The sequence below is a fragment of the Micromonospora sp. CA-249363 genome (genome assembly GCF_050950185.1).
Lineage (GTDB): Bacteria > Actinomycetota > Actinomycetes > Mycobacteriales > Micromonosporaceae > Micromonospora.
The window spans coordinates 1683452-1696365 of record NZ_CP192020.1 but is presented as its reverse complement, the minus strand read 5'-3'; the positions used below and the strand labels follow the sequence as shown (position 1 = coordinate 1696365).

Sequence of the window (12914 nt, the reverse complement as noted above, 5' to 3'; positions counted from 1 at the left end):
AGGGCCGGCGCGCCCGCACAGCCGGCGAGGGCCGGCGCGCCCGCACAGCCGGCGAGGGCCGGCGCGCCCGCACAGCCGGCGAGGGCCGGCGCGCCCGCACAGCCGGCGAGGGCCGGCGCGCCCGCACAGCCGGCGAGGGCCGGCGCGCCCGCACAGCCGGGGAGGGCCGGCGCGCCCGCACAGCCGGGGAGGGCCGGCGCGCCTTCAGAGCCGGCGGGGGCCGGTGTCCGGGCGGGCGGCCACGCCGCCGACGCGTACCTGGGCGTGCAGGACCGAGATGCCGTCCGGGCGGGCGAGCACCGGGTTGAGGGTGACCGAACGCACCCGGGGCTGTTCGTCGGCGAGCTGACCGACCCGCAGCAGCAGGTCGGCCAGGGCCGCCCGGTCGACCGGTGCGGCGCCCCGGTGCCCCCGCAGCAGCGGTGCCGCCCGGGGCTCGTCGACCAGTTCGGCGGCGTCGGTGTCGGTGAGCGGCACGGCCCGCCAGGCCCGGTCCCCGAGCAGGTCGGTGGCGACTCCGCCGAGACCGAAGCCCACCACCGGCCCGAACGCCGGGTCCTCCACCAGCTCCACCACGCAGGCCACACCGGGCGGGACCATCGGCTGCACCAGCACGTCCGCGCCGAAGCCGGCGGCCATCTCGGCGTACGCGCGGCGGACGCTCGCCTCGTCGCGCAGGTCGAGACGGACCGCGCCCAGGTCGAGCCGGTGCCGCAGCCCCGGATCGGCGGCCTTGAGCGCCACCGGAAAACCCACCCGCGCCGCCGCTTCGGCCGCCGCGTCGACCGTGGCCACCGGCGTCGACGGCACGGTCTCGATGCCGTACGCGGCCAGCAGCGCCCCCGCGTCGACGGGCTCGGCGCGCAGCGCGGCCTGTGCGGCGTCCCGGTCGATGCGGGGCAGCTCGGGCGCCACGCCGGGTGGGCGGCCGAGCCACTGCGCGTACCGGTGCACCCGGGCCAGGGCGCGCACGGCCTCCTCCACACCGCCGTAGGCGGGCACCCCGGCGGGCAGCCGGCCGACCAGGAACGTCGCCACGGTCGGTTTGCCCAGGGCGAGGGCCGCCGGGAGAGCGGCGGTGACGTCGGCGTCCACATCGGTGCGTTGACCGGGCAGCGGCGGGGCGAAGACCACCACGAGGGCGTCCACCCGGTCGTCGCCGGCCGTCTCGGCGAGGGCGGTGGCGAACTCGGTGGCCCCGGCGCTCGGGCCGACGTCACGGGGATAGCCGTCGACCACGGTCAGGCCCTGCCCGACGCAGGCCCGGGCCGCCAACCCGGTCAGCGCCGACGAGTTGCCGACCACGCCGACCCGACCGCCGCTGGGCAGCGGCTGGTTGGCCAGCAGGACGCCCACGTCGAGCAGCTCCGCCACGGTGTCCACCCGGATCACCCCGGACTGGGCGAAGAGCGCGGCCACCGCCACCTCGTCGGGGCCGGCGGCGTCACCGACGCCGGGTGGGCGGGCCGGCGAGGCGAGCGCCACGACCGGTTTGGCCCGACCGATCCGCCGGGCCAGCCGGGCGAACTTGCGCGGGTTACCGAACGTCTCCAGATACAGCATGATCACGTCGGTGCCGGGGTCGTCCTGCCAGTACTGCAACAGGTCGTTGCCGGACACGTCGGCCCGGTTGCCGGCGGAGACGAAGCTGGACAGACCCAGGCCCCGGCGGTCCGCCTCGGCGAGCAGGGCCACCCCGAACGCGCCGGACTGGCTGAAGATGCCCACCCGGCCGGCCGGCGGCAGCGCGGGCGCGAGCGTGGCGTTGAGGCGTACCCCTGGATCGGTGTTGGCCACGCCCAGACAGTTCGGGCCGACGACGCGCATGCCGGCGGCGTGGGCCGCGCGGACCAGCGACCGCTGCGCGGACGCGCCCTCGCCGCCGGCCTCGGCGAAGCCGGCCGAGATCACGACGAGGCCGTGCACGCCGGCGGCGGCCGCGTCGGCGACCACCGCGGTCGCCGCCTCCGGCGGGACCGCCACCACCGCCAGGTCCACCGCCACCCCGGCGTCGACAGCCGAGGGGTACGCGGGCAGCCCGGCCACCGTCGACGCGCTCGGATGCACCGGCACCACCGCGCCGGTGAAACCGCCGTCGCGCAGGTGCCCGAGCACGGCCGCGCCGACGCCCTGGCCGGTGGCGCTCGCGCCGTAGACGGCGATGCCCCGGGGAGCGAGCAGCCGGGCGATCGAACGCGCCTCGGTGCGGTGCTCCCGGCCGCGCTGCACCTCCAGGGTGGCCTCGGTCGGTGCGATCGGGAAGCTCAGGTGCACCACGCCGTCGGCGTACGCGCGCTGGACCTGGTAGCCGAAGTCGGCGAAGACCCGCAGCATCGTCCCGTTGGCCGGCAGCACCTCGGCGACGAAGCTCATGATGCCGTTGCGGCGGGCGGCGTCGGCCAGGTGCTCCATCAGCACCGAGCCGATGCCCCGGCCCTGGAAGGCGTCCTCCACCACGAAGGCGACCTCCGCCTCCGGCGCCTGCGGGCCGAGTCGCTCGTACCGGCCGACCGCGACGATCTGGTCGGCGGCCAGCACCACGAACGCCTCGCGGTCGTGGTGGTCGACGGTGACGAAACGGATCAGATCCCGTTCCGGGATGCGCGGGTAGGGCGAGAAGTACCGCAGGTAGCGGGTGCGCTCGGAGAACCGGCCGTGCATCGCCACGATGCCCGGCGCGTCGGTCGGATCGATCTGCCGCAACTGGACGGTGCTGCCGTCGCTGAGCAGCACGTCCGCGGGCTGGTCCACGCTCGTCACCGAAGAGGGCCCGGCTCAGTCCCGCGGGTCGTACGGATCGAGCCCGAACAGCGGGAAGACGGTCTTGCGGGTCGCCGCGATGGCGCGGTCCACGGCGTTGGGCTCACCCGTCGGCTGCCACGGCTCGTACGACGGGTCGGCGTCGTCGGTCATCCGCAGCGGGATGTCCCGGCCCGGTCGGCGGGTTGCCGCCAGCTCCCGCCAGGGCAGCGGGGTGAGCGTCGCCGGGTCGATCGGGGCACCGGTCGCCACGGCCAGCAGGTGGGTCCATGCCCGGGGCACCGCCTCGACCAGGGCGTACCCGCCGCCGCCGGTCGCGACCCAGCGGCCCTCGCACAGCTCGTCGGCGAGCGCCCGCAGCGCCAGGTAGGTGGCGCGCTGCCCGTCCACCGTCAGGTTCAGGTCGGCCAGCGGATCCAGCCGGTGTCCGTCCGCGCCGCACTGGCTCACGAGCACCTGCGGCCGAAAAGCGCGCAGCACCGACGGCACGATCGCGTGGAACGCCCGCTGCCAGCCGGTGTCGTCGACGCCCGGTGGCAGCGGCATGTTCACCGCGCTGCCCTGCGCGCCCGGACCGCCGGTCTCGTCGGGGAACCCGGTGCCGGGAAAGAGCGCGAGCGGTGTCTCGTGCAGGCTGACCGTGAGCACCCGCGGGTCGTCCCAGAAGATCTCCTGCACCCCGTCGCCGTGGTGCACGTCCACGTCGACGTACGCGATCCGCTCCGCGCCCAGGTCGAGAAGCCGGGCGATGGCCACCGCCGGGTCGTTGTAGACACAGAAGCCGGACGCCCGAGCGGGCATCGCGTGGTGCAGGCCACCGGCCACGTTGACGGCCCGGCGGGCGTCCCCCCGCCAGACCGCCTCGGCGGCGGCGACCGTCGCGCCGGCGATCAACGCGCTGGACTCGTGCATCCCCTCGAAGACCGGGTTGTCGGAGGTGCCCAGCCCGTACCCGGCGAACAGCGGGTCACGCGGCGCGGCCCGGACGGCGGCCAGGTAGGCCGGGTCGTGGACGCGGGTCAGCAGGGCGTCGTCGGCGGGTTCCGGCTTGACCAACCGCACGCCGGGACGGGCCAGAATGCCCAGCTCCTGGGCGAGCGCGATGGTCAGCTCGACCCGGACCGGGTCGAGCGGATGGTCACCCAGGTTGTAGGCGAGCAGCGCGGGGTCCCACACCACCACCGTGTCGTCGGACATGAGCCCATCGTCGCACGACGACCGTGACCGGCCCATCGCACGCGCTGGTCAGCGGCCGGGTGTCGGCCCGGTCGCGACCGGCCGGGACTGATCGGCGACCCAGTTGCTCCACGACCCCACGTAGAGCGCCGCGTCTGCTCGGCCGGCCAGGTGCAGCGCGAGGACCGCCTGCGCGGCGGTCACTCCGGAGCCGCAGTACGCCCCGACCTCGCGCGCGCCGCTCACGCCGACGGCGGCGAACCGCTCGCGCAGCACGTCGGCGGCCGGGAAGCGACCGGCGGCGCCAACGTACTCACCGGCGGGCAGGTTCGCCGCGCCCGGCACGTGACCGGCGACCGGGTCGATCGGCTCGACCTCGCCCCGGAAGCGCGGCGCCGCGCGCACGTCGAGCAGCACGGCGTCGTCGGCGGAGGCGAGGGCCGCGGCCTGCCCGGCGTCGAGCACCGGAAGAGCACCGGGGTGCACCTCGACGTCGCCGGGGCCCGGGGTGGGCGCCTCGGTGGAGACCGGTTGCCCGGCGGCCACCCATGCCGGGAAGCCCCCGTGCAGCAGGCGCACCTGCCGGTGCCCGGCCCACCGCAACGTCCACCAGGCGCGTGCGGCGGCCAGGCCGTCGCCGCCGTCGTACACCACCACGGGGTGGCCGGCGCGGACGCCGGCGGCCCGCAGCGCCCCCTGCAGCGCGCCCGGGTCGGGCAGCGGGTGCCGGCCGCCGACGCCGGGCGGCCCGCACAGCGCGGTGTCCAGGTCGACGAAGACCGCGCCGGGCAGGTGGCCGGCCAGGTAGTCGTCGTGGCCGGGCGGCCCGGTGAGCCGCCAGCGGACGTCGAGCAGGGTGGGCGGGTCGGCGTGGTCGAGCTCGGCGGCGAGCCCGTCGACCTCGACGAGCAGCTCCTCGGTACCGGACATGGCGACCATCCAACACCATCCGGATCATCACGGCGCGATTCGGCAGCGGTCGCTCGCCGCGCGGCAGGGTAGCATCGTGCATCGGAGGGCCGCTTACCTTATGAAGTCTCACGATCTGGTCGACACGACCGAGATGTACCTGCGCACCATCCTCGAGCTGGAGGAGGAGGGAGTGCCGCCGCTGCGCGCCCGGATCGCCGAGCGCCTCAAGCAGAGCGGCCCCACCGTCAGCCAGACCGTGGCCCGGATGGAGCGCGACGGCCTGCTCACCGTCGAGGGCGACCGGCACCTGACGCTCACCGCGCTCGGCCGTGGCACCGCCGTCTCCGTGATGCGCAAGCACCGCCTCGCCGAGCTGCTGCTCGTCAACGTCATCGGGATGCCCTACGAGGAGGCCCACGAGGAGGCCTGCCGCTGGGAGCACGTGATGAGCGACGCCGTCGAGAAGCGGGTGTACGACCTGCTCAACCGGCCCACCCGCTCGCCGTACGGCAACCCCATCCCGGGCCTGGAGGAGCTGGGCTCCCCCGAGGCGCAGGCCAGCGAGGCCGGCGAGGGCGAGCGCAACCTGGCCTTCCCCGGGCTCTCCGGGCCGGTCGTGGTCCGCCGGATCTGCGAGAGCGTGCAGACCGACTCCGACGTGCTGCGCCAGCTGCACGCCGCGGGCGTCGACCCGGGGGCCACGGTGACCGTGGCCCAGGAGCGCGACGGGGTGTCGATCGACCGCTCCGGCGACCGGGTGCGGCTGCCCCGCGAGGTCGCCTCCCGGGTCTTCGTCGCCGCCAGCTGAGACCCGGACGCGGGCGTCACAGCGCCCGCGTGTCCACCTTCTTGGCCAACGCGACGAGGTTGCCGGCCATCTTGTCCGCCGCCGCGCGCTCGGCCCCCCGGGCACCGGTCCAGGTCAGGGTGGCGAGACGCCCGTCGCTGGCCAGCCAACCGACCTCGGCGACCGGGCCGTACCCGCCGGTCGCGGCGGCGGTCCGCCGGTACGCCAACTGACCCAGGCCGGTGACCTTCGTCGCCTTGGCGGGCACCACGTCCGCGGTGAAGGTGGCCTTGTCGATGCTGGTCTCGGACACGCTGAGCATCAGCTCCGGCAGCGCCGCGCGCTCGGCCCGGACCACGCAGGTGTGGGTGTCGTTCCGCTCGCTGGCCGCCGCCACGTCGAAGCGCAGCTTGACGGCCTGCTCGATCACCGCGAAGTCCAGCAGCCGGCAGGCGCCGCCGGACGAGGCCGCCGCCACGTCCAGGGCCACCGGCGCCGGTGGTGGCACCGCCACCGGCTCGGCCTCGGCGGCACAGCCACTCACCAGCAGGCCCGCCAGCCCGGCGACCACGATCCGCCCGCGCACGTTGCACCCTCTCGCCGACCGACGGCGGGAGGGGCCCCGCCGGATGTCCGTCGGAAACCGTACGGGGTGTCCGGGTCGGGCGGAAGTCCTCATTCCGAGGGTGGATCGTCCACGTACGGGCAGTGCCGGCAGCCTCTCCCGCAGCACGTGCCGCGACGGGCCAGGAAGGCGGCGCTGAGCACGAACAGACCCGTCGCCGGGTCGGCATAGCCGGCCTCTCCGGCGGCCAGCGCGGCGTCGTGCGCTGCGATGATCCGGGCCCGGTCCGGGTGCTCCGGCGGCAGGCGGGACGGGTGCGGTTCGGTGAGCGGCCGGCCGGCCAGGGGTCGTCGCTCTCCGCTCACCGGGCCAGTCTGCTTGAGTCTCCACCGGCGGGAGACGCGAGGGTGGGGGCATGAGCGGTGACGAGCGATACTCCATCGGCGAGCTGGCACGACGCACCGGCCTGAGCGTCAAGACCATCCGGTACTACGCCGACAGCGGGATCGTGCCGCCGATTGACCGGAGCGTCGCCGGCTACCGCGTGTTCGACGCCGAGGCGGTCGCCCGGCTGGAACTGGTCCGGACGTTGCGCGAGCTGGGTGTGGACCTGGCCGCCATCCGTCGGGTGGTGGACCGCGAGGTGCCGCTGCACGAGGTGGCCGCCACGCACGCCGAGGCGCTGGCGGCGCAGATCCGCGTGCTGCGACTGCGGCAGGCGGTGCTGACCGTGGCGGCGAAGCGCGGGGCGGGCCCGGCGGAGGTGGACGACCTGCGCCGGTTGGCCCAGCTCACCGCCCGCGAACGGACGCAACTGGTGGACGACTTCCTGGACAGCGTCTTCACCGACGATTGGGCGACGTACCCGGGTGTGATCGTCTCGATGACGCCGGAACTGCCCGACGACCCCAGCGCCGAGCAGGTGCAGGCCTGGGTGGAGCTGGCCGAGCTGTGCCGGGACCCGGGCTTCCGCACGAGCATGCGGCGGCTCGCTCGCCAGCACGCCGCCGACAACGACGTACCCGGTCTTCCCCGCCCGGACGCCGTCGCCGTCGTCCGCGACGAGGTGGCGAGCGCGCTGGCCGCCGGTCTCGACCCGACCGAAGGCGAGGCCGAGCCGGTGGTCGCGGCGGTCATCGGCCGGTACGCCCGCCTGCACGGCCTCCCCGACGACGCAGACCTGCGCCGGCGGCTGCTGGAACGGCTGATCCTGGCCAACGACCCCCGCCGGGACCGCTACCTCGACCTGCTGTCGGTGATCAACGGCTGGTCGGGCGGTGCCGCGGCCGCGCCGGCCGTGGACTGGTTCGTCCGAGCGCTGCGCGCCCGGATGCCGGTTGAGGCTCGCTCTCAGCCGAACCAGGTCATCGTCTGACCGTGCCCTCGGGTCCAGGCCAGCGGCCTGCCGTCCAGCGCGAGGACGTTGTGCAGCGCGGCGTCCGGCGAGTCGGGTAACCCCTCGTGGGGCAGCACCTCCGGAGCCTCGTTCGAGATCCAGTGCCCCGGCAGCTCACCGACCAGCCGCACGAACGCGTCCCGGCGCGCGGCGGACACCTGGTAGAGCACCGACGTGTGGAAGACCACGAGTGTCGCGTCGGCCGGCGCGCGGGCCGCCAGCGCCGGCAGGTCGTCCACCAGGTCACCCCGGACCAGCAGCGGCGGGTCGGCGGCGGCCACCACCGCCGCCGCCCGGAGCCGGGCCCGCCGGTGCGCGTGCTCCGGCCAGATCAGGGCGTCCAACCAGGACACGTCGTCGGGGTCGCGCACGTCGAGAGGGTTCAGGTCGAGGCCGGCCCGCCACACCACCTGGGGTACGCGCTCAGGTGGCACCAACCCGCTGGCCGCGCACTCCAGGACGGGCGCACCGTCGCCGACCTCGTGCTCGCCGTACCGGTAGGCGTACCGGTCGGGATAGAGGCAGAGCCCGGCGGACGCACCGACCTCCAGCAGGGCGAGGGGCTGCGGCAGCGCGGCGAGCACCGGCAGCAGCACCGCGCACCGGCCCGCCTCGTTCGTCTGGGTGGCCCTGCGCTTCAGCTCGGTATCTATGAGCGGCCAGTGGGCCAGCACGTAGTCGTGGAACGCGGCCGGATCGTCGACCGGGCCGCCCAGCCAGCGGACCACGCCGTACAGCAGGTTCGGCTGCCGCTTGGCCGGCGGGAGCGCGTCGAGCAGGGCGAGCAGGGCGTGGTCGTCCGCGACGGCGTACGACAGCCGCTCGTACGTCGGTGAGACCCCGTGTGCCTCGCGACGGGCGAACTCGACGTACGCCTCGGCGGTTGTCATGCCCCCATCGTCGCAGCCCGTCACCCGGCCTCCGGATCGGCGTACGGCGGCCGGAACTTCAACGTTCATTCGCGGGGATGCCACGGTCTGTTCAGCCGTCCCGCGTCGGTATGAGCAGCGTGCCTGGACGGTCGTGCCAGACACGGTGCGGCCAGCAGCAACAGACCGGGAGTGGAATCAGTGCGTAGACAGTGGATGAGCTGGGCGTTCGCAGCGGTGGCGACGGGTGTCGTCGTGGGCCTGGTGCCTCCCGCCGTGGCGGGCGCGATCGGCAGCGCGGCGACCGTTGCCGACGCGAGCGCCGACGGCGACCGGCCCGCGCCTCCGGCGCAGACGATCGAGCAGGTACGGCGTCAGTACCTCGACCACGGCTCGGACGCCCCGGTCATGGTGGTGGCCCACCGCGGCTACTGGCGGGGTGCGCCGGAGAACTCCGTACCGGCGATCGACCTGGCGATCAGGCACGACGCTCAGGTGGTCGAGATCGACGTGCAGCGGACGTCCGACGGTCAGCTCGTGGTCATGCACGACACCTCGGTCAACCGGACGACAAACGGCACCGGCGAGATCTCCGGCATGACCCTCGCGCAGATCAAGGCGCTGCGCCTGCGCGCCGGGCTGGGCGGCGGCCAGGCGCCGCTGACCGACGAGCAGGTGCCGACGCTGGCCGAGGCGCTCGCCGTGGTCAAGGGCCGCGCGCTGGTCAACCTGGACAAGGGCTGGCCCTTCCGGGACCAGATGTACGACCTGCTGATCGCCACCGGCACCCTGGACCACGCGATCTTCAAGAGTTCCGCCCCGGTGGCCGAGGTGGAGACGTTCCTCGACCGGGACCCGCGCATCCTCTACAGCCACGTGGTCGACGACGGCAACGCCTCCAGCATCGGCGGCTTCACCCGGCACCAGCCACCGTCGTACGAGCTCGTCTTCGACCGGCTCACCGATCCGCAGATCCAGCCGGCCGCGGTAGCGCTCGCCGGTAGCAGCGCCCGGACCTGGGTCAACAGCATGTGGTACGGCCTCGCGGCCGGCTACACAGACGAGGCATCGTTGATCGACCCGGCCAACGGTTGGGGCGCCCTGGTCGAACGGCACCGCTTCGACATGCTCCAGACCGACAACCAGGACCAGCTGCTCGACTGGCTGGCGAGCCGCCGCGACCACGGCCCCAAGGCGCAGTGGCCCTCCCTGCCGGACGGCACGATCCGGGTGCAGGCCGAGGAGTACTCGCGCGACGGCAAGGACGTCGGCTATCACGACGCCGAGGACGACAACAAGGGCGGCGCGCAGCGCAAGTACGAGGGCGTCGACATCTGCGACCAGAACGGCGCGATCGACGTCTGCTGGATCCGCGGCGGCGAGTGGATGACGTACACCGTCGAGGTCCCGAAGACCGGCACCTACGAGGTGGCGGCCCGGGTCTCCTCGCCGTACAGCCCGGCGGGACGATTCACGCTGACGTTCGACGGAACGCGGACCACAGCGCCGTTCGACGTGCGGACCACGACCTCGCATGACGCGTTCACGCTCCAGCCGCTAGCGGAGACCCAGTACCTGACCCGGGGCACCCACAAGTTCGTGTTCACCGTGGATCCGACCGCGTACCAGAACTTCAACGTCGACCATTTCGACTTCCGCTACACGGGTCAGCACTGAGCCATTCCTTGGTCCCTGCCGTGATCACTTGATGCTGACCAGTTGCCCACGAGTCTCGGTGACTGGTCAGCATCAAGTGATCGTGCGGGCATCGTGTCCGAATTGAAGCGCTAGCAAGCGGAGCCCTCACCGCCCGGCGGTGCCGGTGTCGAAGTTGCCGTCCCACCAGTTGCTGTCGCGGTTCCAGCAACACCGGCCCCGGCGCAGCGCAGCGCGCACCTACGATCGGAGCCGCTCTGCGCTGCACCGGCCGGCACCTCTCATGGGACGGATTCTGTGGCGACAGGCCTCCCAGCAGCCGGCCCGGTCGGCCTCTGGCGGAACGAGCGCAGAATCAAGACCGTGATGATGGCGCAGGCCAGGACGGCTGCGCCGAGCCACATCGAGCTGCGGACGCTGATGGTGTCCACAACGAGACCCCCGAGCAACGAGCCGCAACCTATGGACAGTTGGAAGACGCTGGTATTCATGGCCTGCGCCGCTTCGATCGCGTGGGGCGTCTCGTGGTACAGCCACAGCTGCGTCACCACCGGGGCGGCTCCCCAAGCGAGCGCCCAGACGAGCATCGCCGGGATCGCCACGATCGCATAGCTTCCGAACACGGCAACCGCGAGCAGGGCCAAGAAGAACGTTGTTGCCGTCCCCAGGACCGATGCGGGCAGCCGCCTCCCTGCTGCCGCGCCGCCCCCGAAATTGCCGACCACGGTAAATATCCCGTAGGCCAGCAGCAAAGCGCTGAGCGGACCTGGGCGCAGGTGAACGGTTTGCTGGAGGAACGGTGTGATGAAAGTGTAGGCGGCGTAGTGGCCTGCCACGATCAAGAGGATGGCGGCCAGGATCAGGGACACTCTCGGCGTACGGAGCAGACCGAAGAAATGCGCGGGGATGACGGACTGCCCCGCTTCGATGCGCGGTAGCACCACGGCCTGCAAGGCCAGGGTGGCGGCGGCCAGCACGGCGGCGATCCAGAAGGCATGGTGCCAATCGCCATGCTCAGCTATTGCCGCACCGGCAGGAACACTGACCACACTGGCGACCGAGATGCCACCGATCACCACTGATGACGCGACATGGACTTTGTTCGCCGGTGCGAGCCGGGCGGCCGCGGCCAGGGCGACGCCCCAGAAGCCTCCGATCGCTACGCCGAGCAGCAACCTCGCCCCTAGCAGCACTCCGAAGTTGGGAGCCAGAGCCGATGCGGCCGCCGAAATGATCTGTAGGCCGGTGAGCGCAAGCAGGACCGCGCGGCGGTCGATTCGGCCGATGAGCATGGTCATCGCCGGAGCGGCAACTGCGGCGACCACAGCCGGTGCGGTGATCGTCAGACCGGCTACTCCCGCCGACACACCGGTGTCCGCGCCCAGTTGTGGGAGTAGACCCACCGGAAGAAACTCGGTCACCACCAGAGCGAAAGCCCCGAGCGCGATAGCTGCCACAGCGGGCCAGAAGCGGCGTTCCGCGGTCTCGCCGTCCTTCATCAACATCTCCCACCACTTATTAAGAACGATCAGTGCGGATTCAGAACAGGCCGCCATGCCCTGACGATCGCTGGACCAGCGGCCCCGATCAGTCCAGTAGCCGTAGCATGCCTTCGATCATCGGCGCCAGCCGCTGAGGATCCCTGTCCACCCGCGCCTGCACCCGGAGTCCGATCCAGGCATTGAAAAGAATGGCGGCCAACATTTCGGGATCATGATGGCCGGCGATCTCGCCGGCGAGTTGGCCATCAACGATGACGTCCTCGATAAGCGTCTGCCATTGGCCGAAACTTCGCGCCACCCACTGACCCACTTCGTCGTCATGCACAGCGACCTCTGTAGCGGTGTTCACAACGAAACAGCCCGCCGGACGAGGAGGACCTTCGCGGATCGACGCCTCGAAAAGCACGCGCAACGCATCTCGCGCTCCAGCCTGCTCACCCGCAAGCTGCCTCTGCTCACTCTCGACGGTGCCGGAGTACCGATCCAGGGCCTTCAGGTAGAGAGCGCGCTTGTCACCAAAGGTGTCGTACAAGCTCCTCCGGCCGACTCCCATCCGATCGACGAGGTCCCCCACCGACGCCTTCTCGTATCCGAGATCCCAGAAGACCTCGACCGCGCGGTCGAGCGCCACGTCAGGTTCGAACTCTTTGTGTCGCGCCATGATCCACGCCCTCCCGACCGCCAGCCTAGCTCTTGAGAACGATCGGTGCAAAATAAATGGGCGGACCGTCACAGGATGAACCCGTGGTCAGTGGGGCTGGTCCGGGATCGCCTACCGTCCCGACCCTGAGCCTGTTGATAAGCCGATGTTCGCGGCGGCCGCGATGATCAAAGATGTTGGCCATGAGCCACCAGCACCACACCTTTCACAACCCTCCGTCGGCAACGCCCACCGATGTGCGGAGGGCTCTCGACCGCAACGACATCGTCGGGGCTACGGATGCAATGGTCGGGTGCGCGTTGTACGGCGACGGCGACTGGAGGGTGTCGCAGGATCTCTACCTGACCCTGCTCGATCACCATGACCACCAGGTGCAGGCGCTTGCAGCCACTTGCCTCGGGCACCTCGCGAGGGTCTACGGTCAACTCGACGAAGATCGTGTGGTCCCCGCACTCCGCCACGTACGCGCCAGACCTCACGTCAGGGGGACTGCCGGCAACGCGCTGGAGGACATAGAGGTCTTCTTGCACCCTCGGCGTGCGCGCTGGCGTGGGCGCCTGTGGCGACTGATACGACCGTGGACCTGGTTCTAACGCAGTTTGGCGCGCAAAAAATCTTGAGTAGTCACGG

General features: G+C 72.3%; 11 protein-coding genes. 3 read left to right on the top strand and 8 right to left on the bottom strand.

Going from position 1 to position 12914, the window contains the following annotated elements:
* Positions 1-204 precede the first annotated feature (204 nt).
* From ACQPZK_RS07875 to ACQPZK_RS07865, 3 genes are read right to left on the bottom strand one after another with little or no spacing between them, the layout of a single operon-like run.
* Positions 205-2760 carry a GNAT family N-acetyltransferase gene (locus ACQPZK_RS07875; protein WP_433537651.1) on the bottom strand — a complete coding sequence of 852 codons (2556 nt, stop codon included), beginning with the start codon at positions 2758-2760 and terminating at the stop codon, positions 205-207.
* A 15-nt stretch (positions 2761-2775) separates the two neighbouring features.
* The gene (locus tag ACQPZK_RS07870; RefSeq protein ID WP_433537650.1) at positions 2776-3957 is read right to left on the bottom strand and encodes an acetoin utilization protein AcuC; all 1182 of its coding nucleotides are present in this window, start codon (positions 3955-3957) and stop codon (positions 2776-2778) included.
* Positions 3958-4005: 48 nt separating this feature from the next.
* Complete coding sequence (locus ACQPZK_RS07865; protein WP_433537649.1) at positions 4006-4866, bottom strand: sulfurtransferase; 861 nt, start codon at positions 4864-4866, stop codon at positions 4006-4008.
* Positions 4867-4966: 100 nt separating this feature from the next.
* On the opposite strand from ACQPZK_RS07865, the gene ACQPZK_RS07860 reads away from it, so the two are divergent.
* Positions 4967-5656 (top strand): metal-dependent transcriptional regulator, encoded by a 690-nt coding sequence (locus tag ACQPZK_RS07860; protein WP_433537648.1) that lies wholly within the window; start codon positions 4967-4969, stop codon positions 5654-5656.
* A 16-nt stretch (positions 5657-5672) separates the two neighbouring features.
* On the opposite strand, the gene ACQPZK_RS07855 is transcribed toward ACQPZK_RS07860, so the two are convergent.
* Both ACQPZK_RS07855 and ACQPZK_RS07850 read right to left on the bottom strand, forming a co-directional pair.
* The gene (locus ACQPZK_RS07855; RefSeq protein ID WP_433537647.1) at positions 5673-6221 is read right to left on the bottom strand and encodes a hypothetical protein; all 549 of its coding nucleotides are present in this window, start codon (positions 6219-6221) and stop codon (positions 5673-5675) included.
* 89 nt (positions 6222-6310) lie between these two features.
* On the bottom strand, positions 6311-6565 hold the full coding sequence (locus tag ACQPZK_RS07850; protein ID WP_433537646.1) for a DUF5522 domain-containing protein: 255 nt from the start codon (positions 6563-6565) through the stop codon (positions 6311-6313).
* A 50-nt stretch (positions 6566-6615) separates the two neighbouring features.
* Here ACQPZK_RS07850 and ACQPZK_RS07845 point away from each other — a divergent pair, with 50 nt between their 5' ends.
* Positions 6616-7575 (top strand): MerR family transcriptional regulator, encoded by a 960-nt coding sequence (locus tag ACQPZK_RS07845; protein ID WP_433537645.1) that lies wholly within the window; start codon positions 6616-6618, stop codon positions 7573-7575.
* Here the strand turns inward: ACQPZK_RS07845 and ACQPZK_RS07840 are convergent.
* Complete coding sequence (locus ACQPZK_RS07840; RefSeq protein ID WP_433537644.1) at positions 7551-8486, bottom strand: DUF2332 domain-containing protein; 936 nt, start codon at positions 8484-8486, stop codon at positions 7551-7553. The genes ACQPZK_RS07845 and ACQPZK_RS07840 overlap by 25 nt on opposite strands.
* A gap of 195 nt (positions 8487-8681) precedes the next feature.
* Here ACQPZK_RS07840 and ACQPZK_RS07835 point away from each other — a divergent pair, with 195 nt between their 5' ends.
* Positions 8682-10142: a glycerophosphodiester phosphodiesterase family protein gene (locus ACQPZK_RS07835; protein ID WP_433537643.1), complete on the top strand. Its 1461-nt coding sequence runs from the start codon at positions 8682-8684 to the stop codon at positions 10140-10142.
* Between the two features lie 260 nt (positions 10143-10402).
* On the opposite strand, the gene ACQPZK_RS07830 is transcribed toward ACQPZK_RS07835, so the two are convergent.
* Together ACQPZK_RS07830 and ACQPZK_RS07825 are read right to left on the bottom strand one after the other, a co-directional pair.
* Complete coding sequence (locus tag ACQPZK_RS07830) at positions 10403-11620, bottom strand: MFS transporter (protein WP_433537642.1); 1218 nt, start codon at positions 11618-11620, stop codon at positions 10403-10405.
* 88 nt (positions 11621-11708) lie between these two features.
* Positions 11709-12284, bottom strand: a complete 576-nt coding sequence (locus tag ACQPZK_RS07825; protein ID WP_433537641.1) for a TetR/AcrR family transcriptional regulator — start codon at positions 12282-12284, stop codon at positions 11709-11711.
* Positions 12285-12914 lie beyond the last annotated feature (630 nt).